This is a genomic window from Amycolatopsis sp. NPDC003865, from assembly GCF_053605345.1.
On sequence record NZ_JBSGJA010000002.1, the window covers coordinates 702007 to 722044 of the forward strand.

Consider the following 20038-nt stretch of genomic DNA (forward strand, 5'->3'; position numbering starts at 1 on the left):
CTCGGCGGTGGCGTGTCCGAGCGGCCGAAGGAGCACGACTCGAAATCGTGTGACGGTTAATCCCGTCCGTGGGTTCAAATCCCACCGCCACCGCTCTCACCCGGACCCCCGGTCAGCCCAGCTGGCCGGGGGTTCGTGCGTGTTCAGGCGGCCCGGCCTTGACTTGAAGGGGACTTGAAGTGTGAGCGTGGTCGGCACCAGCCGATCACCGAGGGAGCACATCATGAAGGTCCTCGTCACCGGGGCCACCGGCAACACCGGCCGGCACGTCGTCGCCGGGCTGCGAGAGCGAGGCGTCGACACCAGAGCCCTCGTTCGCGACCCCGCCAAAGCACCCGCAGGCGAAATCGTGCTCGGCGACATCAAAGACCCCGCAGGAGCCGCCGAAGGAGTCGATGCCGTCTACTTCGTCTGGCCCTTCTACTCCTCCGCCGGAATCGACACCGCCCTGAAACCCTTCGAGGGCAAGAAAATCGTCTACGTCTCATCAGCCGCCGCGGAGGAGGGTGGGTTCTGGGCGGACGTCGAGACCGCCGTGCGGGAAGTCACCGATGACTGGACCTTTCTCCGCGTCACCGGCCTCGCCACGAACACCCTCGGCTGGGTCGCCCAGGCCAAAACCGGCACCGTGCGAGCCCCGTACGGCCAAGCCAAGCGGTCCCTCGTGCACGAGAAAGACGTCGCCGACATGGCCGTCGAAGCCTTCACCGGCGATCATCGGAAGCAGATCTACCTCGTCACCGGTCCCGAGGCCCTCACCCAAGCCCGGCAAGTGGAAATCATCGGCGAAGCGCTCGGAACGCCGACGCGCTGGGAAGAACAGCCCGAGCAAGAAGCGATAGCGCACCTCGGCGAGGAATTCGCGAAGAGCGCCCTTCCTTACTGGGCCTCGCTCGTCGACGACCCGGAGCCCGTCTCGCTCGACGTCCCCGAGGTCACCGGCCACCCCGCGCGGTCCTTCGAGGAATGGGCGCGGGAACGGTTCAGCTGAGCTCGACCACCGGCGCCGTCAGCGGTTCCAGCTCCGCCGCCAGCGAAGACAGCGATGCCACCTTGGCCGAGACCGTCCGGACCACCGCCGTGCACGTCGAACTCACCGTGCTCACCACCTCGGCCGAACGGTCGCCCGCCAGGACCGCCGACACCGAGGCGGTGGCCGCCGAGGCCAGCTCGCACACCTCCGTCGCCGCCGAAACCGCCAACGTGTCCAGTTCGGACGCGATCCGAGCGCCCAACGCCGCCGTCTCGGCCGCCGCGCGGGCCGCTGCCGCGTACTGACCGTCCACTGTGTCCGCCCAGATGCCGAACGTCTCCGCGCTGCCGCCCGTTTCCGCGTGCTCCACCCCCGCGCGGAACTCCGCCGACGCCGACGTCACCAGCAGCGCGCCCGCGTCGACCGTCGCCGCGGACGTGCTGACCGACGTCGGTGCGCAGTCCAGGCGACGCAGGGCCGCGACCGGGTCCGGGGCGCCGATGCGGCCGGCCGCCGCACGCAACGGCGCCAGCGACTCCGCCGCCGACGTCAGCGCCGGGTGCTCGAACACCGGAGACGTCACGGCGCCACCGCGAGGCGGCCGCGGAAGCCGGTGCTGCGGGTGCTCTCCGCCGTCATGCGCAGGCGGCCGGCCAAGTCGGACGTCGCGTCGCCGAGGACCCGCGCGTCGGCTTCGCGGGCGGCCAGTGCCGCCGCCCAGCGGGCCGCCAGCTCGCGGGCCTGCGCCGAGATGCCGAACGGCGTCGAGTCGACGCGGGCCTCGGCGAACCTCCCCGCCGCCTTGTCGTCCGCGGCCGTCGCCTGGTCCAGCAGGTCGGCGGCGGCGCGCAGCCGGTCACTCTCGATCCGCGAGCCTCTGCCTTCCGGCATGGGGACCTCCGTCGTCAAGGGCGCTCACCCGATCGTGGAAGATCTTGCCTCATGGCCCCGAGCCGCCCCGCACCGCGGTGACCTGCGGCGTTGAACACTGTTCCACCAAGTGGACGTCTTGACCGCGTGCCGGGAAGAACGCGACCATTGACGCATGCCCGCCACCTCGGAAAGCACGCTGGTCCGGTGGCACGGCCGCGCCTCCAAGCGGTCGGTCGGGGAAGGCACCGTGGAGCTCCTGCTGCGCCGCGGCCGCCTGGGCTCGCCCCCTGCCTGACGCGAGCCCGGCGTCCGACCCCCTCCCGAAACCCCTGGAGCACAACCATGTCCGTAGACGTCCCTGCCCGGATTCCGCTGCGCGAAGCCCGCACACCCGCCGATGGCATCGTCGAAGGCCCGCGCGTCCTGCGCGAGCCGCGGGAAACGTACGAACTCTTCCGGATCCGCCCGCTCAGCCGGGTGATCGGCGCCGAAGTCGACGGCGTCGACCTGCGCGAACCGCTCACCGCCGAGCTGCGCGAAGAGCTCAACCGCGCCCTGCTCGAGTGGAAGGTGCTCTTCTTCCGCGACCAGGAGATCACCTCGGCCCAGCAGCGCGCGTTCGCCGCGAACTGGGGTGAGCTGGAGACCAACCCGTTCATCCCGAAGGGCGACGACGACGCCGTCACGCGCTTCGAGCGCACCGCCGCCATGCCCGGCTACGAGAACATCTGGCACGTCGACGTCACCTGGCGGCCCAACCCGGCCCTCGGCTCGGTGCTGCGGCTGATCGAGGTGCCGCCCGTCGGCGGCGACACGATGTGGGCCGACATGGCCGCTGCCTACGACAACCTGCCCGAAGACGTCCGAGCCCGCATCGACGGGCTCACCGCCGTCCACGACTACCTCCCGGGCTTCGACCGGTTCGCCGATCCGGAGCTGCTCGCGCGGTGGCAGGAGGAGTTCCCGCCGGTCGAGCACCCGGTGGTCCGGACGCACCCGGAGACCGGCCGGCGCACCCTGTTCGTCAACCAGGCGTTCACGACGCACATCGCCGGGATGAACCGCGACGAGAGCGACCGGCTGCTGCGGTACCTGTTCCTGCAGGCCCACACCCCGGAGTTCCAGGTCCGGTTCCGCTGGCGGCCGAACTCGGTGGCGTTCTGGGACAACCGCGCGACGCAGCACTACGCGGTCAACGACTACCACCCGCACGTCCGGATCGCGGAGCGCGTCGCCATCGCGGGCGACCGGCCGTACTGAGCCTTAGCCTGGGGAACATGACCGAAGAACCCCAGGCAGTGGTGACCGGTTTCCTGAAGGCCCTGGAAGACCTCGACGTGGACCGCGCGCTGACGTTCGCGGCGAGCGACATCGTGTACCAGAACGTGCCGTTGCCGCCCGCCCGCGGACTCGCCGCGGTCGAGAAGCAGCTGCGCCTCATGGCCAAGTACGGCTCCGGGTTCGAGGCGCGGACCCACCACATCGCCGCGGACGGCAACGTCGTGCTCACCGAACGCACCGACGTGCTGCGCCGCGGCGCGTGGGAAGCGGAGTTCTGGGTGTGCGGCACGTTCGAGGTCGAAGCGGGCCGGATCGTGCTGTGGCGCGACTACTTCGACTGGACGACGGTCCTGGCCGCGAGCGCGAAGGGCGCCGGGCGGGTCGCGCTCGCCGGCGCGCGGTCGCTTCTCGGCCGCTACAAGGCGAAGCAGGCCGTGCGCTAGACGCGGTGTTCGCCGCGGTCGTGGTCCCGGAGGTCCACGACCGCGGCTATCCCCAGGACCAGCACGAACACGCAACTGAGAACAATCAGCCCCCACATGATGGTTCTCCCTCCCCCACGTGTTCGTGCTGGTCGAGAGCTGTCGAGGAGTGGTCTGTGCCACTTTTCCGGCGGCTCACGCAGACCGTACCGCCGCTTCACGCGGGTTGTTCCCGGTCTTAGGGAGCATTTAAGGCAGATGCGCCGGATGGGTGACAGGCGCACCGCGTCCTGTAACAGCTCGCGCGCGATCAGTTATGTGCCAACGCTTACCGATGCGATGCCGTCCCGGATGGTGACGCTCGTCGAGCGCCGTGCCGAAAGGTCGGCGACGTACTGCAGCACCTTGCCCGCTTCGTCCCCGGCGAGCGGTACGCACTCGTTGTCGGCGTCGCGGCGCACCGGGATCAGCTCGAGGCGGGGTTCGTCGCCGAACATGCAGCCGGCCAGCAGCCCGTCGACGTGCCGCCCGCGCATCGCCGGCCAGTCGAAGACGAGGTTGCCGAGGCTGTAGAGGATCGGCCGGCCCCGGTACACCTCGACGGCCTGGATGGTGTGCGGCCCGTGCCCGGCGACCAGGTCGGCACCGGCGTCGATCGCCGTGCGCCCGTAGGTGACCTGGTACTCGGCCAGCTCGGACCCCGGCAGGCCCCAGTGCATCGAGACGACGACGTGGTCGTGGGCGGCCTTGGCCCGTTCGACGTCGGCGACGAGCCGGCCGAGGTGGTCGGGCACCGGGAACGTGCGCACCAGCGGCGGGCGGCCCGGGATCTCCGCGACGCGCGGGTCGGGCTGGTAAGCCGTGGTGGCAAACGCTTGCGCGACGCCCGGAAAGTCCAGCGGCGCGCCGTAGGGGCGAAGTGACGTGTACGCGAGGAACGCGACCTTCTGCCCGGCCCGTTCCAGCACCGCCGGCGCGTGCGCGGCGTCGAGGTTCGCGCCGGCGCCGCAGTGCGCGATCCCGGCCTGGTCGAGGACCGGGAGGGTCGCCGGCACGGTGAGGTCGTTGGCGCACGAGACGACGTCGATGCCGGCCGACGTCAGCGCTTCGGCCATCCCCGCGTCCAAGGGGCCTTCGAGGTTCGCGAACCGGACATCGGCGCCCTTGAGCAGCGGTTCCAGGCGTTCGAACGCCGCCGACGGCGTCGCGCGCCCCTGAACATTGACGTCTCCGCCGAGTACCAGCGTGATCACGAAACCTGCTCTGCCGAACGAGTGACGACGAAAGTAGTTGTTACGAATCGTTGCATCTTTGTCTTCCTCCACCTCACTTGCCCGGGGGACTATGCCACGACTGTTCAAGCACAAAGGGGACTCAGGGTGACCAAGACCCACAGAGGCAAGGCCGTGCTCACCGCGGCCGTCGCGTCGGGCCTCGTACTCGGTGGCGTGGCCGCACCGGCCGCGCTCGCCGCGCCGAGCGCCGACGCGGTCATCGCCGAGGTCTACGGCGGTGGCGGCAACTCCGGCGCCACGTTGACCAACGACTTCGTCGAGCTCGCCAACCACGGTACTGCGGCCGCGAGCGTGGACGGGTTCAGCGTCCAGTACCTGCCCGGTTCGCCGAGCGCGTCCAGCACGTGGCAGGTGACGCAGCTGGCCGGCAGCGTCGCGCCCGGCGGGCGCTACCTCGTCGCCGAGGGCAAGGGCAGCGGCGGCACGGTCGCGCTGCCCACCCCGGACGCGACCGGCGCGATCGCGATGTCCGCGACCGCGGGCACGATCGCCCTCGTCTCCGGCACCACCGCGCTGACCTGCAAGACCGCCGCGGACTGCGCCGCCGACAGCCGGATCAAGGACCTCGTCGGCTTCGGCACGGCGACCGTGCGCGAAGGCGCCCCGACGGCCACGCCGTCCAACACGACGTCCGTCGCGCGCGCCGCGTCGCTGGCCGACACCGACGACAACGCCACCGACTTCGCCGTCGGCGACCCGACCCCGACGAACACCAAGGGCGAGACGACCGGCGGCGGCACCCCCGGCGACCCGGGGACCCCGGCGAAGATCCACGAAATCCAGGGCACCACGCGCATTTCGCCGTTCAAGGACCAGAAGGTCAGCGACGTCACCGGCGTCGTGACGGCGACCCGGACCTTCGGCTCCTCGCGCGGCTTCTGGCTCACCGACCCGAACCCGGACAGCGACCCGCGCACCAGCGAGGGCCTGTTCGTCTACACGGGATCGACCAGCCCGGCCGTCGCGGTCGGCGACGCGGTGACGGCGGCGGGCACCGTCCGCGAGTTCTACCCGGACGCGCCGGCGACGTCGAACTACCAGTCCCTGACCGAGCTGAGCAGTGCACAGTGGACGGTCGGCTCGCACGGCAACGCCCTGCCCGCGCCGACGGTGCTGAACCCCGACACCGTGCCGACGACCTACGCGCCGTCGCCTGGCGGGAACATCGAGCCGCTCACGCTGGAGCCCACCAAGTACGCGCTGGACTTCTGGGAGTCGCACGAGAGCGAGATCGTCTCGGTCACCGACGCGCGGGTCGTCGGCCCGTCGAACTCGTTCAACGAGCTGTACGTGACGTCCAAGCCGGACCAGCACGAGTCCGTGCGCGGCGGCAGCGTCTACCTGGGCTACGACCAGCTCAACAGCGGCGTCATGAAGGTGTCGTCGCTGATCCCGTTCGACCAGCGGCCGTTCCCGAAGCTCAACGTCGGCGACGTGCTGACCGGCACCACCTCGGGTCCCGTCGAGTACAGCAACTTCGGCGGCTACACGCTGTTCGCCAGCGTGCTCGGCACCGAAAAGGACAACGGGCTGCAGGCCGAGACCACGCGCAAGCAGCGGTCCGGCGAGCTGGCCGTCGCGACGTACAACGTCGAGAACCTGGCGCCGAGCGACCCGCAGGCGAAGTACGACCGGCTCGGCGAGGCGATCGTGACGCACCTCGCGACGCCGGACATCGTGAACCTGGAAGAGATCCAGGACAACACGGGCGCGACCGACGACGGAACCGTCGCGGCGGACCAGACGCTGCAGAAGTTCACCGACGCCATCGTCGCCAAGGGCGGCCCGCGCTACCAGTGGCGTTCGATCGATCCGGTCAACGACCAGGACGGCGGCCAGCCGGGCGGCAACATCCGCGTGGCGTTCCTGTTCAACCCGGCGCGGGTGTCCTTCGTGGACCGTCCGGGTGGCACGTCGACTTCGGCGGTCGGCGTCGTCCGCGACCACGGGAAGACGCACCTGACGGCGTCACCCGGCCGCGTCGACCCGACGAACGAAGCCTGGACGACGAGCCGCAAGCCGCTGGCGGGCGAGTTCGTCTTCAAGGGCCGCACGGTGTTCGTCATCGCCAACCACTTCAACTCCAAGGGCGGCGACCAGCCGACGCACGGCCGCTTCCAGCCGCCGGTGCGCAGTTCCGAGGTGCAGCGGGCGAAGCAGGCGACGGTGCTGCGCGGGTTCGTCGACTCCCTCCTGGCGTCGGACCGCAACGCGAACATCGTGGTGGCGGGTGACCTGAATGACTACCCGTTCTCGCCGGCGGTCCAGACGCTCACCGCCGGTGGCGCGCTGAAGGACCTGATCGCGTCCGTGCCGGAAGCCGAGCGGTACAGCTACGTGTTCGAGGGCCAGTCGCAGGTGCTGGACCACATCCTGGCGTCGAAGGCGCCGCGCGGGGTGGACTACGACGTCGTCCACATCAACGCGGAGTTCGCCGACCAGGCCAGCGACCACGACCCGCAGGTGATCCGGTTCCGGCCGGGTGCGGGCAACGCGCTCGAGGACGGGCTCAACGACCTGCTCGACTACCTGGAGCAGCTGCTGGGCAAGTACTTCCCGTAAGCCCTTGCGAACAGGCCACCATCGGGTTGCCCCGATGGTGGCCTTTTCCGTGCCCGCTCCAATGGGTGACGATGGAACCACGCAACGTGGAGGGCCGTCGTACTTCCGGACGGACCACAGGGGAGGGTGGCGTGGACGGGTATGCGGTGAAGGCCGACGAGCTGGGCAAGCTCATCGGCGACCTCGACACGGCGGCGGGCCGGATGGCCGACGCCACCAGGAAGCTGGGCGGCGGCGGAGCGTTCGGCTCGCTGGGGACGGCGGAGCTGGGCAAGGCGGGCGCCGGGTTCGAGGAGGCCTGGGGCTACGGCATCGGGCGCCTCGGCGACGCTGCCTCGGACATCACCGAGCGGCTGAAGCAGGCGAAACGCAAGTACGAGCAGATCGAGGCCGAGTTCGGCGAGGGGTTGTCGAAGTTCGGCTCGGCGGTGCTGGGAGACGGTCCGGTCGAGGGCGGGCAGCCGATCGGCGACGTGCTCGGCGACGACGGCATGGTCGGCGGCGGCGCGACGGGTGGCATCACGGGCATCCTCGACGGACTGGACCGATGAGCACCCGCGACTTCCCGGCCCTGGGCTTCGACCCGGCGCCGGGCGACTTGGACGGCATCACGGACCTGGCGGGCAAGTACCGCGAGGTGAGCACCGACCTCACGTCGTCCGACGACGCGCTGCGGCAGATCGTCCGCAAGCAGGGCATCTGGCAGGGCGAGGCGAGCGAGGCGTTCGCCCGCCGCATCGGCCCGCTGCCGCAGTACCTCGAGGGCGCGGCGCGGTCGATGGGCTCGGCGGCCGACGCCCTGGAAAAGTGGTCCCAGGACCTCGGTGACCTGCAGAAACGGGCGGCGGACCTGGAGGCCCGAGCCGAGGCGGCGGCGAAGGCGGCCGAAGCGGCGCGGGCGAACCCGGACCTCGCGCTGGCGAACCGGACGTTCCCGGACCAGCAGTCGCTGCGGATAGCCCAACGCTTGCTGGACAACGCCGGTCAACAGCTCCAGACCGCGATCGACGGCTGTCAGAACGTCCAAGACGCGGCAAAGGCGCTCCAGCAGGAGCACACGGAGGCCGCGGGCCGGGTCGCGGAGGCGCTGCGGAAGGCGCAGGAGCTGGCGCCGCAGGAGCCGGACGTCCTCGACAAGCTGAGCGACGCCGTGGGTGGGGCACTTGTCGACTTGTCGAACACTCTCGCCGATGGGGTGGATCAGGCTTGGGACTTCGTCGAGGACCACGCCGAGGTGATCAGCAAGATCTCGGACGTGTCGGGCGACATCGGGAACGCCCTCGGGCTCGTCAGCGAGTTCTTCCCCGATCCGGCGAAGGAGGTCGTGGGCGCGGTGGCGACCGGATTCGGTGTGGGAGCGCTCGCCGGCCACGCCACGGCCAAGCTCGCTGGTGCGGAAGTCGCGCCGGAGACCCTCACCTTCGATCTGGTCGGCGCGGCGACTTCGCTGGTCGGCACCTTCGCTCCACCGGGTGTCGAGGCCGCGATGAAGGGCATCGGCTACGCCGCGTTCGACGCCCAGCTCGAACTCGACGCGGGCGCACGAGCGCTGGGGGCGGATTTCGAAGGACCGATCGGTGACTTCGTGAACTACTGGGTGCCCAAAGACGTGAGCCAGGCCGCCGCTTCGTTCGTTTTTCCGGCAGGCGTGGCCTACTGGAATGCCGCTGAGGCCGGGGCACAGGCCGACAACGCGCCGGAGCGCCGGCGTGCGCGGGCGGAAGACGAGGTGTGGAACTGATGCCTCTGCAGATGGACCTGCCGCCCGGGTTCGCGGGAATGCCGGTCGGCGCCGACGACAGGATGAACCGCGGATACGCGTGGACCGTGGCCGAAAACGTCGCGGCCGGTGCCGGGAAGTCGGTCGAAGAGTTCGGTACCTACCTGATGTCGCTGGTGCCGGCCATGCAGGCCAACGGCATCCGCGTGTTCGGCAAGTTCGCGGTGGGCCCGCGCCAGGGTGACGTCGCGACCCTGACGCTGGGCGTCGTGCAGTGGCCGGAAACCGCGCCCGGCAGCCGTGACGCCGTGGTGACGGCCCTGGCCGAGCAGTATCGCAGCCGCCATCGGCGCGCGGTGGTGCAGCCGGTGCGGCTCCCGATCGGCCCGGCCGTCGTCGCGATCAGCGGAGGTGAGTTCCACCTGCCCGAACGGGGTGCCCGCACGCAGATCAAGGCGGAGTACCAGATCCCGTTGCCCGACGGCCGGTCCGTGGTGATCCTGTCGGTGGTCGCGGAGTCGGAAGACGCGTGGCCGGCCATCGCCGACGCGACGGCGAAGGTCGCGTGGAGTCTCCGCGGCAGCGAGGCGATGCGGTGACCACCGAGCTGAGCAACGCGGCCGGACCCTGGCTCTGCCTGGCTGCCCGGCTCGACGGCCGGAGCCGCGTCACGATCCGGAGGGCTACTCCATGATCGACCGCCGGTTCGGCCGGTACTACGAGTTCGTCTTCACCCGGCACCAGGGGAGGCCATGAACAACGCGCAGCTCATCGAGGAAATGCGTTGGCAGCTCAAGCAGATCGAGGAGCGCAAGGCCGAAAACCAGCGCCTCCTCACGGCGAGCGAGCACACCACCCGGGTGGTCACCGTGGTCGCCGGACCCGGCGGGGTCGTCAGCGAGGTGCGGCTCGCGCCGGAGGCCATGCAACTCGACGCCGACACGCTCAGCCGGACCGTCACCGCCGCCATCCGGGAGGCCGTCACCGGACGCGCTGCCACGCCGACCCGGCGCAAGCCGGTACCCGTCGACGAAGACGAGCCCTACGACACCGTTTACGACCTCTAGGCCGGCGGCTGGTCCCCGCGCTTCGGCGCCGCCCGCTTGGCGCGCCAGCCCAGCGACAGCACCGCCTGCACCAGCTCCTGGTAACTGGGCTTGACCTCCTCGAGGTACCGCTCCAGGTACGCCGGCCGCGCCGTCGTCACCGGGTGGGGTTCGTCGCCCGGGTCCAGCCACAGCAAGCCCTGGATGTTGTGCAGCGCCATCCGCCACCAGCGCGTCGCTCGCTCCGCGGCTTTCCTCTCGCGTTCGGCCGCCGCGTCGATCGCGGTCCGGGCTTCCTCGATCTCCGCTTCCAGCGCCTCCGCGCGCTGGAGCTCCCAGCCGCGCAGGTTCTCCGCCGAGCCGCGGGACAGGGCGATGATTTCCTTGTACCGCATGGCCGCGGTGGCGCCGTCTTCGGTCACTGGACGTTCTCCGGGCGCTGGAACGGGATGATCACTTCGGGGGCGCCGTGGGTCGTGCGGTCGAAGAACAACGCGCGGCCCGGGCGCGGGGACCAGTGCACCACCTGGCCGGCCGCGAACGGTGCCAGCTCGTTGCCTTGGACGTCGAGCGCCGCCCACGTGCCGATGTCGTCGGTGCCGGCGAAGCCCAGCGTGTCCTTCAACCTCGCGATGCTGCGCCACCAGCCGATCGTGTGGATGCCGTGGCCCGGCCCCTGCTTCAGCACCACCCGCAGGTGGTCGAGGCCGCTCTTCAGCTGGCCGACCGCCTTCGCCTCCAACGTCGGCAGCGCCGCGTCGACCCCGTAGAGCAACAGGATCTTCGCGCCGCCCGCCATGCCGCCGGTCATCGACTCCAGCACGCCGGTCAGGTCGTCCACCAGCGTCGCCGCGTGGCCGTCCGTGCGCAGCCGCTCGGTCAGCTCCAGCGCCGCCGGGGCGCACGCCTCGATCGGGCAGCTCAGCACGAACTCGACTTCGCCGGGTTCGTACTGGCGGGACAGCGACCGCGCCGCCGAGTCCATGATGGACAGTGCCTCGGCCGTCGCCGACCCGAGCACCGCCACGTTGCGGCCCGGCGCCCGCGGCAGGTCCACCCCGCACGCCGTTTCGGTCACGTCGATCGACTGCCCGAGCAGCGCCCGCGGCTTCGAGGTGGTCTTGAGGTCGAGGTAGGCCGGGAACTGTTCCAGGACCGGCGAATGCGCGCCGTCGAACAGGCGCGGCCGCGGGAAGTAGCCCGCGTACGCCTCCCACAGCCGGTGCTGCAACCGGACGAACACGTTCTTGCTGCTCGCGTCCGGGATGTGCGCCAGCTGGTTGCCGTGCGCGACGCCGGAGTCGTGGTTGATCACCGTGTGCCACTTCGGCGCCGACACCGCCGCGTTGTTCGTCTCGGCCAGCACCCGCCGCGCCTTCGGCATCGCGATGCGCAGCGTGCACTGCTCGAACACCGCGGGCTTGCCCCAGAACGCTTCGATACCGGCGACGTCCTGACTGGCCAGCACCAGGTGGATGCCCTGGGACCGGCCGCGTCGCGCGATGTCCTCCAGCAGCTGGGTCGCCGCCGCCGTCACCTGGTCGCGGCCCGCGAACAGGTACTGGAACTCGTCGATCACCGCCACGATCCGCGGCCAGTGCCCGCCCGGGTCGGCTTCGCGCAGGTCGGCGAGGTTGGTGACCTCGTGCTCCTTCGCGGCCGCGGACCGGCGCCGCAGCTCGTCGGCCAGGAACCGCAGCAGCGCCAGGCCGAATTCGCGGTCGGTGTTGACGTTGACGCCGACGAGCCGCGCGTGCGGCAGCCAGCTCGCGTCCTTGCGCCCCGGCGCCAGCCCGGCGAACGAGACGCCTTCCTTGAAGTCCAGCAGGTACAGCGCCAGCTCGTCCGGGGTGTACCGCGCCGCGAGACTGCCGAGCAGCGCGTACAGGAAGTTCGTCTTGCCCGAACCGGACGGTCCGCCGATCAGGGCGTGCGGGCTCGCGTCGCCGATGACGACCTCGACCGGTTCGCCTTCGAAGAACCCGACCGGCGCGCGCAGTTCCCGCGCGGAGCTTTCGTGGCCGAGTTCGGCGGGCAGCAGGTCGTCGAACGAGCGCGGCCCGCCCTGCTTGGCGATCAGCGCTTCGGCGATCTTGGCGACGGCGCGGATGACCTGCCCCGACGGCAACGGCGGGTCGAGGGCGACGGTCAGGTCGGTCCCGGTCATGCTGCTGATCGCGTGCCGGTCGTCGATGAGGCTCAGCGTCTCGACGGGCGCGCTCACCGCCGTCGGCACGTCGACCATGATCAGGCAGATCCCGGCGGCCAGCGCACCGCTCGCGACGCGCTTGAGGTCGCGGGCGCGTTCGGGTTCGAGGGTTTCGCCGTTGCCGTACAGCACGACGACGCGGAAGGGTTCGCTCCGCTGTCCGGTCTTCTGCCGCATCTCCCGCAGCGACGTGTATCCCGCGGACATGCAGCTGGCGTGGATGCGGCGGATGTGCCCGGCCAGCTCGTCGAGGAGGTCCTCGAGCCGGCCCGGGTCGTAGAGCGAAAGCGCGCTCGTGCGGCTCAGCGGGTAGAGGTCGGGCAGGATCGCGGTCAGCTGCCCGATGTCCCACAGGTGCACGCGCACCGCGCCGGGTTCGAACGTCGAAAGCACGCGGAGCAGCAGGTTCTGGACGATGCCGTCGATCACGGGCCGCGTCTTCGGCGCCGACGTGATCGCCAGGTGCGACTCGTCGAGCAGGGGCACGGCGACGTCGAAGTTCCGGGTCGGGTCACCGCCGGCGGCCGTCGCGGAGCCGACGCGCCACAGGCCTGGCGAGGTGAGGCCGGCGTTGTGGCCGACGCGCCCGAGCCAATCGCCTGCCGGCAGCCCGGCCGCGCCGGGCGCGTTCTGCGCGACCAGCTCGCGCAGCATCGACGGACCTTGGCTCCAGTCGGTGTAGAAAGCGCTTCGCGCACTGCCGAGCGCAGCGAACACTTCGTGCGCGGCGGGGTGTTTGGACCATTCGTTCTGCTGCTCGGCGGTGGCGTGGTTCATGCCGACCTCGACGATGGCCCGCTCCAGCTCGAGCTTGGCGAGGTCGGCCTCGGCGGCTTGGCGCGCACCGGCCGCCGCGCCCAGCACCAGTCCGATCTGGTGGCGTACCCGGTCGAGCGCGGTTTCGACGCGGTTGCGTTGTTCGGCTGCCCTGTTGGCCATCGGCGTCCCCAAAAACGGTGTCCCCTGCAAGGATTACAAACGCGACCGGTATCCGCTCACCAGATCTTCCGCGGAGGCCAGGCGGCCGAGGAGCTGGTCCAGCCCCTCGCCGGCCTGTGCGTACTGCGAAGGGAGCCAGGGATCGGCCTTGGCCTGGGCGTCCACGAGAGCCTGTCGAGCTTCTCCGAGCAGGCTGGTGGCGCGCTCGGAGTGGGCTCGCGCGTCGGCGAGCCCGGTGACGACAGCGGTGAGCAGCTGGTGGAGTTCGGCTAGCGTCATCCCGCTAGAGACGCGCCGAGTAGGAGTCCGCGGAGGAAATGCTCGCTTGGACTGTGCTCTGCAGACCGTTGATGCCCTGCAGGGCTTCCGCGAGCAGACCGTGGGCCTGGCTCACTTCGTGCTGGCTGCTGCCTTGGGTCGCCTGCGACAGCGACTGCTGCGCTTCTTCGAGAGACTGCGCTGCCTGTTGCAGGGCGGCGATGCTCGCGGACGCCTTTTCGTTGGCGAGTGCGATGCCAGCGCGGATCTCTTCGACTCCGGCCATCGGGCCTCATACTCCTCGGAATCGGGGTGGTTGAGAGGGGGACTTCTATTGAAACAGATCCAACGACTGAGCGTGATCATCTGATTGTGCGGAGTGATCGCGACCGCGAAATCAGCAAGGCCCCGGACGTGGGAACGTCCGGGGCCAGACCGATCACGGTGTGTGCTGGGGGTGGCCCGGCACCAAGACCGCGCGCGAAACGTCGTTGGCCAGCGCTAGTGCAGGTCAGAGCGGTTTTCGTGCCACTGCTGGCCTTTCTGGAAGCGGTGGGCTGGGTTCGCGGAAAGACTAGCGCGACTGGAGCAGCGGCCTGCGTCCAGCCCCATACGTAACTCCGTGTGTGTACCCCGAAATTTCCGCGCGGCGGTTCGAGAAGCTTTCACATTGGGACAATCGGCCGAGTCCGGGCGGGTCGCGCCACCGCCTCCGGGCCGCGAACGACGAAACGCCGGGCACGGGGCCCGGCGTCTCGTTCGATCAACGTGCGGAGGATACAGGATTCGAACCTGCGAGGGCGTGAACCCAACACGCTTTCCAAGCGTGCGCCTTAGGCCGCTCGGCCAATCCTCCGCGGGAGACGATACCGGATGGCCGTCCCGGAGTGTGCGGGTGGGTCAGCTCGTGACGTCGGCCACCACGCAGGTGATGTTGTCCGGGCCGCCGCCTTCGTTGGCGAGGCGGATCAGCTCGGGGATCACGTCCGCCGGCTCGCCGCCGGAGTCGAGCACGTCGCGCAGGGTCGCTTCGGTGACCGGGCCGCTCAGGCCGTCCGAACACAGCAGGTACCGGTCGCCCGGCTTCGCCTTGAACGTCCAGATGTCGGGGTCGCCGGAGCCGGTCGTCTGCAGCGCCTTCATCAGCAGCGACCGGCGCGGGTGGGTCGCCGCGTCCTCGGCCGCGACCCGGCCGTCCTCGACCAGCGCCTGCACCAACGTGTGGTCGCGGGTCAGCCGGCGCAGGTCGCCGCCCCGCAACAGGTAGCCGCGGGAGTCGCCGATGTGGGCCGCCGCGAACTCGGCGCCGTCGAACATCAGCACCGTCAGCGTCGTGCCCATGCCTTCGGTCGTCGGCTCGTTCGACGCGACTTCGGCCAGCCGCTCGCCGATCGACTTGACCACGCCGGTCAGCGTCGCCGCCAGGTCGACGCCCGCGAGGTCCATTCTCCGGAGGTCGACGTCGAGCTCGCGCAGCACGTCGACCGCGGTCGCGCTGGCGACCTCGCCGTGCGGCTGACCGCCGATGCCGTCGGCGACGGCGAGCAGGCGGGAACTCGCGTACAGCGAGTCCTCGTTGACCGTGCGGCGCCTGCCGACGTCCGACCCCGCGGCGTACCGGAGGACGTACCGATCGTGTGTCATGCCACTCATGAAAGCATTGGTTGACTGAGTTCACAAGCAACTCGGCTGATTGGAGTACTCTCCGATAGAGTGCCCGCCATGGACGACGACGCCACGGTCAGCGCGGCCGACATCGCGCGGCTCGCCGGGGTCGGCCGGGCCGCGGTGAGCAACTGGCGCCGTCGCTACCCGGACTTCCCGCCGCCGGTCGGTGGCACGGCGTCCAGCCCGTTGTTCGGCCTGTCCGCCGTCGCCGGCTGGTTCCGCGCCCGCGGCAAGAAGTTCGAGCTGTCCGCGGGCGAACGCGCGTGGCAGCGCCTGCGCGCGCTGGGCGACGACCTCGACCTCGCCGAGCGGGTGAGCCGCGCCGGCGTCTTCTTCGGCGTCCAGGCCGGGATCTTCGACACCTTCGGCAGCGGGCTCGACGACCCCGAGCTGATCACCCTGCTCGGCGAGATGACGCACCAGGCAGGCCCGCTCGAATCCTTCGAGTTGTTGTGCCACCGGTACTTCGAGGCGCATTCGCGGCGGCTGTCGGCGACGCCGGAGCCGGTCGCCGAGCTGATGGCCCGGCTCGCTGGCCCGGTGGCCACGATCCTCGACCCCGCCTGCGGCTTCGGCGCGCTCGCGCTGGCGAGCGGCGCGAAAACCGTGCTGGCCCAGGACAGTGATCCGGCGACGGCTTCGATCGCGACGCTGCGGCTGCGGTTGCGCGGCATCGAAGCCGACGTCCGCGCGGTCGACGCCCTGCGTGAAGACGCCTTCGCCGGCCGGACCGCCGAAGCCGTCCTGTGCGATCCGCCGTTCAACGAACGGGCCTGGGGGCACGACGAACTGGTCGGCGACGCGCGCTGGGAGTACGGCCTGCCACCGCGCGGCGAACCGGAGCTCGCCTGGGTGCAGCACTGCCTCGCGCACGTCGAACCCGGCGGCACGGTCGCGATCCTGATGCCGGGTGCGGCGGCCGGCCGGCGCAGCGGCAAACGCATCCGCGGCAACCTGTTGCGCGCGGGCGCGGTCCGCGCGGTGATCACCCTGACCGGCTCCGACCTCTGGCTCCTGCGGCGGCCGGTGCCCGGCGAGCGCCCGCCGTCCACCGTGCTTCTCGCCGAGGCGGGCGACGAACTGTCCACAGTAGACGAGATGTGGCGGGAGTTCCGTGCACACCCCGAATCCGGCGTCCGGATCATCGACCTGCTCGACGACGACGTCGACCTCACCCCGGCCCGGCGGCGCGGCCGCGACGAAGACCTCGGCCGGGCTTTCCAGGTCGTGCAAGGCCGGTTCGCCGAGCTGACACCGCGGCTGCCGGCGCTCGAAGCCGTCGACGGCGAACCGGCGTTCACGACCATCGGCGAGCTGGTCAAGGCGGGGGTGGTCGAGGTCAAGCACGCCGCGCGCACCGACGGCGAGCACCCGATCGCCGAAGAGGGGAACGTCGTCGCGTCCGTGACCGGGATCGCGTACGTCCACAGTGGACCGCCCGCGCCGGTCGGTGCCGGGCTGACCGTGTACCGCGTCGACCCGGACCGGCTGGACGCGGACTTCCTGGCCGGCTGCCTGCGCGCGGCCGACCTGCCCGCCGCGTCGGCCTCGACGCGGATCGACGGCAGGCGCGTGCGGATCCCGCGGGTGGCGATCGAGGTCCAGCGCGAGTACGGCGAGGTCTTCCGGCGCCTGGCCGAGTTCGACACCGTCCTGCGTCAGACGGCGGAAACGGGCCGCGAGCTGGTGCGGCTAGGCTTCGCAGGACTTGTCGAAGGACGGCTCCGCCCGGGCCGATAGGGGAACGGATGCTGATCGCCGACCGCTACGAGCTCGACGAGCTGCCGCTCGGCCGCGGCGGGATGGGCGCGGTGCACGGCGGGCACGACCGCAGGCTGGGCCGGCGCGTGGCGATCAAGCTGCTCAGGCTGCCGGGCCGCGACGAAGAGCTCGAAGCCCGTTTCGCCCGCGAGGCGCGGATCCTGGCGACGCTCGACCACCCCGGCGTGCCGACGCTGTACGACTACGGCACCCACGACGACCGGTTGTTCCAGGTCATGCAGTTCGTCGACGGCGTGACGGTGGCCGACCTGCTCGCCGAGCACGGGCCGCTGCCGGTGCCGTGGGCCGCGGCGATCGCGGCGCAGGCGTGCGCGGTGCTGGCCGCCGCCCACGCGCTCGCGGTGTGCCACCGGGACCTCAAGCCGTCCAACCTGATGCTGGGCCCGGACGGCGGGGTCAAGGTGATGGACTTCGGGCTCGCGGTGCTGCGAGAGGCGGACGCCGCGCAGTTCACCCGGGCCGGGCAGCTGCTGGGTACGCCGTCGTACATGGCGCCCGAGCAGATCCAGCGCGGCGGCGCCGAACCGCGCAGCGACCTCTACGCGCTGGGCTGCGTGCTGCACGAGATGCTCACCGGGCGGCGGCTCTTCGACGGGCCCACCGCCTACGCCGTGTTCGAGCGGCAGGTCAAGGAGCTGCCGCCGCCGGTGCCGGGGGTGCCGAAGCCGCTCAACGCGTTGCTCGCCGAGATGCTGGCGAAGGACCCCGAAGCCCGGCCGCCCGGTGCGGCCGTGCTGTACGAGCGGCTGGGCGCGTTCGTCGGCGCGCTGCCGCCGCTGCCCGGCTTCCTGGTGCCGCCGTCGGTGCCCAGCCCGGGCCGGATGTACGCGCGGATGCTGGGGCGCGTCAGCGGCTGAGCGCCGCCTGCCGCCGGTCGGCGAGCGGCAGGCCACGCCGCTGGATGCGGCGGTACGTCGTGGCGTTCTGCACCGCGATGCTGACGCCGAGGGTGAGCGCGACCGACGCCGAGGTCAGCGGGCCGGCGACGCCGAGCGCCGTGCCGAGCGCGACCAGGCCGACGCGCACGGCGATCGTCAGCACCCACAACCCGATGGTGACGGCCGACCCCTTCTGGAAGGTCGTGCCGTCGCGCTCGGTGAGCGTGGTGGTGGTGCTGCGCAGGACCCCGAGCCCGGCGAGGACGACGAGGTCCGCGGCCAGCAGGCCCAGTTCGGCGGCCGACGCGCCGGGCAGCGCTTTCGCGGCGAGGTACGCCCCGACGGCGACCAGGACCAGCGGCATGACCGTGAGCGTCCGCCGGTCGAGCAGCGTGCCGCGGACCTGCTTGTAGACGACGCGGTAGAACACGTAGGCGGCGATGGCCACGTAGAGCAGGACGTTCGCGGCGCTGGGCATTTCGGGCTCCTTGGTTCCGAGGTCCCTCCAGCGTCGGCGAACGGCGGCCCGGTTTCGTCGGCGCGGGGACCGGGCCGGGGTTGATCCCGGGCTCAACCCAGGGGTTGAGGCGCGGCTGACCGAATCGTGACCTTCGCGGACGAACCTCGACCGGGTGAACGCCGTCTTTACCGGTGTCCACAAGCGAGGATCGAACAGCTGGGGGTTACGGATCGTGAAGAGGCTTTTGGCGGGAGCGGCCGCACTGGCCACCGCGTTCGTGCTGGCCGCCTGCTCCGGGGGCGGGGCGGCGACCCCGAACGCGGGCGGCGGGGCCGTCGCCGCGGCCGGGACCGGGGGCGGGACTCCGACCACGTCGAGCACCACCGCGGCCCCCACGACGACCAGCGCCACCCCGACGCCGGCGCCGTCGACCACCAAGCCGGCGCCGACCACCAGCAAGCCGAAGCCCAAGCCCAAGCCGGCCGCTCCGGCGAGCGACCCCGGCGTCCCGTGCGCCGCCGCGGCGGCCGCGCCGGGCACCGCGGCCTGCGTCGACATCTCGGCGCACAAGGCGTGGATCCTGCAGGGCGGCAAGGTCGTCTACGGGCCGGTGCCGATGCTGCCGGGCCGCAAGGGCTACGCGACCCCGACCGGCACGTTCCACGTGCTGTCGAAGGAGAAGGTGCACCTGTCGAAGGAGTTCGACAACGCGCCGATGCCGAACTCGGTGTTCTTCTACCCGGGCGACGCCTTCCACACCGGCAGCCTCTCGGTCTACTCGCACGGCTGCATCCACCTGTCGGCGAGCGCGTCCCTGAAGTTCTTCAACACTTTGCACATCGGTGACGTCGTCCAGGTTGTCCCGTAACCGAGTTTGTTCGAATACGGACAGTAGGTCACGAACAGATAAAATCACTCGGCCGAGTGCAACTGGCCCCCCTGTTCAGGCGATAAGTGATCGCTTGGGAAGGGGGGCCAAATGGCCTTGGGAAAGCTCAGAGCACTACGTCACGCCTTCGTGGCGACGGTGCTGACAGGGGCGCTGCTGCCCGTCGTGACCACGGGGGTGGCGGCAGCAGCGACCACGCTCCCGCCGGGGTTCGTCCTGCGGGACACGAACGCCGGGCTGGGGGCACAGCCACTCACGGACTTCGCGTACCTGCCGGACAACTCGACGTTCGTCATCGGCAAGGGCGGCGCGGTCCGCTGGCTGCCGGCCGACGGGACGGCCGGCCGGACGATCGCGACGCTGCCGGTGCGGACCGATGAGGACCTCGGCCTCGTGGGGCTGGCCGTGGCGCCGGACTTCGCGACGTCCCGCACCATCTACCTCACCCGGTCGATCAACCAGACCAGCGGTTTCGTCATGCGGCTGGCCAAGTTCACCGTCACCGTGGACGCGGCGGGCGCGCCGGCCGGGCTGACCGGCGAGCAGACGTTGTTCGAAGTGCCGGGCATCTTCAACGTCCACGGCATCGACGGCGTGGTGGCCGCCGCCGACGGCACGATCTGGCTGTCCATCGGCGACAACGGCGACTTCAGGCAGGCCGACCCCGGCTCGCTGCGGGCCCAGGACGTCAACCAGCCGTACGGCAAGATCTTCCACCTGGCCGCCGACGGCAAGGGCGTACCGGCCAACCCGTACTACGACGCGGCCAACCCCGGCTCGACC

General features: G+C 70.9%; 22 protein-coding genes and 2 tRNA genes. 14 read left to right on the plus strand and 10 right to left on the minus strand.

Features of this window, described 5'->3' with window-relative positions:
- The first annotated feature begins 6 nt into the window (after positions 1–6).
- Positions 7–93 (plus strand) — tRNA-Ser (locus ACWEVP_RS08325).
- Positions 94–223: 130 nt separating this feature from the next.
- Entirely contained in the window at positions 224–991 is a 768-nt protein-coding gene (locus tag ACWEVP_RS08330) for an SDR family oxidoreductase (RefSeq protein ID WP_452061912.1), read from the plus strand.
- Here ACWEVP_RS08330 and ACWEVP_RS08335 read toward each other — a convergent pair.
- Both ACWEVP_RS08335 and ACWEVP_RS08340 read right to left on the minus strand, forming a co-directional pair.
- A complete protein-coding gene (locus tag ACWEVP_RS08335; RefSeq protein WP_452061913.1) occupies positions 984–1556 on the minus strand; it encodes a hypothetical protein in 573 nt (190 codons plus the stop codon). The two genes, ACWEVP_RS08330 and ACWEVP_RS08335, sit on opposite strands and share 8 nt — an antisense overlap.
- Complete coding sequence (locus ACWEVP_RS08340; protein ID WP_452061914.1) at positions 1553–1864, minus strand: hypothetical protein; 312 nt, start codon at positions 1862–1864, stop codon at positions 1553–1555. The genes ACWEVP_RS08335 and ACWEVP_RS08340 overlap by 4 nt, the downstream gene beginning before the upstream one ends.
- A 154-nt stretch (positions 1865–2018) precedes the next feature.
- On the opposite strand from ACWEVP_RS08340, the gene ACWEVP_RS08345 reads away from it, so the two are divergent.
- From ACWEVP_RS08345 to ACWEVP_RS08355, 3 genes are read left to right on the plus strand one after another with little or no spacing between them, the layout of a single operon-like run.
- The gene (locus tag ACWEVP_RS08345) at positions 2019–2141 is read left to right on the plus strand and encodes a hypothetical protein (protein WP_452061915.1); all 123 of its coding nucleotides are present in this window, start codon (positions 2019–2021) and stop codon (positions 2139–2141) included.
- A 47-nt stretch (positions 2142–2188) separates the two neighbouring features.
- Positions 2189–3106, plus strand: a complete 918-nt coding sequence (locus ACWEVP_RS08350; protein WP_452061916.1) for a TauD/TfdA dioxygenase family protein — start codon at positions 2189–2191, stop codon at positions 3104–3106.
- A 17-nt stretch (positions 3107–3123) separates the two neighbouring features.
- Positions 3124–3570, plus strand: coding sequence for a limonene-1,2-epoxide hydrolase family protein (locus tag ACWEVP_RS08355; protein WP_452061917.1), 447 nt, complete (start codon positions 3124–3126; stop codon positions 3568–3570).
- A 293-nt stretch (positions 3571–3863) separates the two neighbouring features.
- Here the strand turns inward: ACWEVP_RS08355 and ACWEVP_RS08360 are convergent, their stop codons facing one another.
- Positions 3864–4802 (minus strand): CapA family protein, encoded by a 939-nt coding sequence (locus tag ACWEVP_RS08360; RefSeq protein WP_452061918.1) that lies wholly within the window; start codon positions 4800–4802, stop codon positions 3864–3866.
- Positions 4803–4928: 126 nt separating this feature from the next.
- Between ACWEVP_RS08360 and ACWEVP_RS08365 the strand changes: the two genes are divergently transcribed.
- The 5 genes from ACWEVP_RS08365 to ACWEVP_RS08385 all read left to right on the plus strand — a co-directional run bounded on the left by ACWEVP_RS08365 (position 4929) and on the right by ACWEVP_RS08385 (position 10193).
- Positions 4929–7406: an endonuclease/exonuclease/phosphatase family protein gene (locus ACWEVP_RS08365; RefSeq protein WP_452061919.1), complete on the plus strand. Its 2478-nt coding sequence runs from the start codon at positions 4929–4931 to the stop codon at positions 7404–7406.
- A 131-nt stretch (positions 7407–7537) separates the two neighbouring features.
- Positions 7538–7957: a hypothetical protein gene (locus tag ACWEVP_RS08370; protein ID WP_452061920.1), complete on the plus strand. Its 420-nt coding sequence runs from the start codon at positions 7538–7540 to the stop codon at positions 7955–7957.
- Positions 7954–9147: a putative T7SS-secreted protein gene (locus ACWEVP_RS08375; protein WP_452061921.1), complete on the plus strand. Its 1194-nt coding sequence runs from the start codon at positions 7954–7956 to the stop codon at positions 9145–9147. The genes ACWEVP_RS08370 and ACWEVP_RS08375 overlap by 4 nt, the downstream gene beginning before the upstream one ends.
- Complete coding sequence (locus ACWEVP_RS08380) at positions 9147–9725, plus strand: hypothetical protein (RefSeq protein ID WP_452061922.1); 579 nt, start codon at positions 9147–9149, stop codon at positions 9723–9725. Before ACWEVP_RS08375 ends, ACWEVP_RS08380 begins: the two co-directional genes overlap by 1 nt.
- Before the next feature lie 153 nt (positions 9726–9878).
- Complete coding sequence (locus ACWEVP_RS08385) at positions 9879–10193, plus strand: YbaB/EbfC family nucleoid-associated protein (protein ID WP_452061923.1); 315 nt, start codon at positions 9879–9881, stop codon at positions 10191–10193.
- On the opposite strand, the gene ACWEVP_RS08390 is transcribed toward ACWEVP_RS08385, so the two are convergent.
- The 6 genes from ACWEVP_RS08390 to ACWEVP_RS08415 all read right to left on the minus strand — a co-directional run bounded on the left by ACWEVP_RS08390 (position 10190) and on the right by ACWEVP_RS08415 (position 15222).
- Positions 10190–10567 (minus strand): hypothetical protein, encoded by a 378-nt coding sequence (locus ACWEVP_RS08390; protein ID WP_452061964.1) that lies wholly within the window; start codon positions 10565–10567, stop codon positions 10190–10192. The genes ACWEVP_RS08385 and ACWEVP_RS08390 overlap by 4 nt on opposite strands.
- A 23-nt stretch (positions 10568–10590) precedes the next feature.
- On the minus strand, positions 10591–13320 hold the full coding sequence (locus ACWEVP_RS08395; protein ID WP_452061924.1) for an FtsK/SpoIIIE domain-containing protein: 2730 nt from the start codon (positions 13318–13320) through the stop codon (positions 10591–10593).
- A 33-nt stretch (positions 13321–13353) separates the two neighbouring features.
- A complete protein-coding gene (locus tag ACWEVP_RS08400) occupies positions 13354–13599 on the minus strand; it encodes a hypothetical protein (RefSeq protein ID WP_086677304.1) in 246 nt (81 codons plus the stop codon).
- A gap of 4 nt (positions 13600–13603) precedes the next feature.
- A complete protein-coding gene (locus ACWEVP_RS08405; protein WP_086677306.1) occupies positions 13604–13864 on the minus strand; it encodes a hypothetical protein in 261 nt (86 codons plus the stop codon).
- Positions 13865–14349: 485 nt separating this feature from the next.
- Positions 14350–14434, minus strand: a tRNA-Ser gene (locus ACWEVP_RS08410).
- Positions 14435–14478: 44 nt separating this feature from the next.
- Complete coding sequence (locus ACWEVP_RS08415; protein ID WP_452061925.1) at positions 14479–15222, minus strand: PP2C family protein-serine/threonine phosphatase; 744 nt, start codon at positions 15220–15222, stop codon at positions 14479–14481.
- Between the two features lie 78 nt (positions 15223–15300).
- Between ACWEVP_RS08415 and ACWEVP_RS08420 the strand changes: the two genes are divergently transcribed.
- Together ACWEVP_RS08420 and ACWEVP_RS08425 are read left to right on the plus strand one after the other, a co-directional pair.
- On the plus strand, positions 15301–16986 hold the full coding sequence (locus tag ACWEVP_RS08420; protein ID WP_452061926.1) for an HsdM family class I SAM-dependent methyltransferase: 1686 nt from the start codon (positions 15301–15303) through the stop codon (positions 16984–16986).
- An 8-nt stretch (positions 16987–16994) separates the two neighbouring features.
- Positions 16995–17885, plus strand: coding sequence for a serine/threonine-protein kinase (locus tag ACWEVP_RS08425; RefSeq protein ID WP_452061927.1), 891 nt, complete (start codon positions 16995–16997; stop codon positions 17883–17885).
- Here ACWEVP_RS08425 and ACWEVP_RS08430 read toward each other — a convergent pair.
- Positions 17875–18384: a hypothetical protein gene (locus ACWEVP_RS08430; RefSeq protein WP_452061928.1), complete on the minus strand. Its 510-nt coding sequence runs from the start codon at positions 18382–18384 to the stop codon at positions 17875–17877. The two genes, ACWEVP_RS08425 and ACWEVP_RS08430, sit on opposite strands and share 11 nt — an antisense overlap.
- Positions 18385–18598: 214 nt before the next feature.
- On the opposite strand from ACWEVP_RS08430, the gene ACWEVP_RS08435 reads away from it, so the two are divergent.
- Positions 18599–19234 (plus strand): L,D-transpeptidase, encoded by a 636-nt coding sequence (locus tag ACWEVP_RS08435; protein ID WP_452061929.1) that lies wholly within the window; start codon positions 18599–18601, stop codon positions 19232–19234.
- Positions 19235–19345: 111 nt separating this feature from the next.
- A partial coding sequence (locus tag ACWEVP_RS08440; RefSeq protein WP_452061930.1) for a PQQ-dependent sugar dehydrogenase occupies positions 19346–20038 on the plus strand: 693 nt, incomplete at its 3' end.

Bases quoted from the DNA above. Each gene is read 5' to 3' on its own strand.
- ACWEVP_RS08400 (WP_086677304.1), bottom strand. From the start codon at position 13,599: ATGACGCTAGCCGAACTCCACCAGCTGCTCACCGCTGTCGTCACCGGG.
- ACWEVP_RS08420 (WP_452061926.1), top strand. From the start codon at position 15,301: ATGGACGACGACGCCACGGTCAGCGCGGCCGACATCGCGCGGCTCGCC.
- ACWEVP_RS08425 (WP_452061927.1), top strand. From the start codon at position 16,995: ATGCTGATCGCCGACCGCTACGAGCTCGACGAGCTGCCGCTCGGCCGC.
- ACWEVP_RS08405 (WP_086677306.1), bottom strand. From the start codon at position 13,864: ATGGCCGGAGTCGAAGAGATCCGCGCTGGCATCGCACTCGCCAACGAA.
- ACWEVP_RS08415 (WP_452061925.1), bottom strand. From the start codon at position 15,222: ATGACACACGATCGGTACGTCCTCCGGTACGCCGCGGGGTCGGACGTC.
- ACWEVP_RS08390 (WP_452061964.1), bottom strand. From the start codon at position 10,567: ATGCGGTACAAGGAAATCATCGCCCTGTCCCGCGGCTCGGCGGAGAAC.
- ACWEVP_RS08340 (WP_452061914.1), bottom strand. From the start codon at position 1,864: ATGCCGGAAGGCAGAGGCTCGCGGATCGAGAGTGACCGGCTGCGCGCC.
- ACWEVP_RS08355 (WP_452061917.1), top strand. From the start codon at position 3,124: ATGACCGAAGAACCCCAGGCAGTGGTGACCGGTTTCCTGAAGGCCCTG.
- ACWEVP_RS08350 (WP_452061916.1), top strand. From the start codon at position 2,189: ATGTCCGTAGACGTCCCTGCCCGGATTCCGCTGCGCGAAGCCCGCACA.
- ACWEVP_RS08330 (WP_452061912.1), top strand. From the start codon at position 224: ATGAAGGTCCTCGTCACCGGGGCCACCGGCAACACCGGCCGGCACGTC.
- ACWEVP_RS08380 (WP_452061922.1), top strand. From the start codon at position 9,147: ATGCCTCTGCAGATGGACCTGCCGCCCGGGTTCGCGGGAATGCCGGTC.
- ACWEVP_RS08385 (WP_452061923.1), top strand. From the start codon at position 9,879: ATGAACAACGCGCAGCTCATCGAGGAAATGCGTTGGCAGCTCAAGCAG.
- ACWEVP_RS08430 (WP_452061928.1), bottom strand. From the start codon at position 18,384: ATGCCCAGCGCCGCGAACGTCCTGCTCTACGTGGCCATCGCCGCCTAC.
- ACWEVP_RS08345 (WP_452061915.1), top strand. From the start codon at position 2,019: ATGCCCGCCACCTCGGAAAGCACGCTGGTCCGGTGGCACGGCCGCGCC.
- ACWEVP_RS08375 (WP_452061921.1), top strand. From the start codon at position 7,954: ATGAGCACCCGCGACTTCCCGGCCCTGGGCTTCGACCCGGCGCCGGGC.
- ACWEVP_RS08395 (WP_452061924.1), bottom strand. From the start codon at position 13,320: ATGGCCAACAGGGCAGCCGAACAACGCAACCGCGTCGAAACCGCGCTC.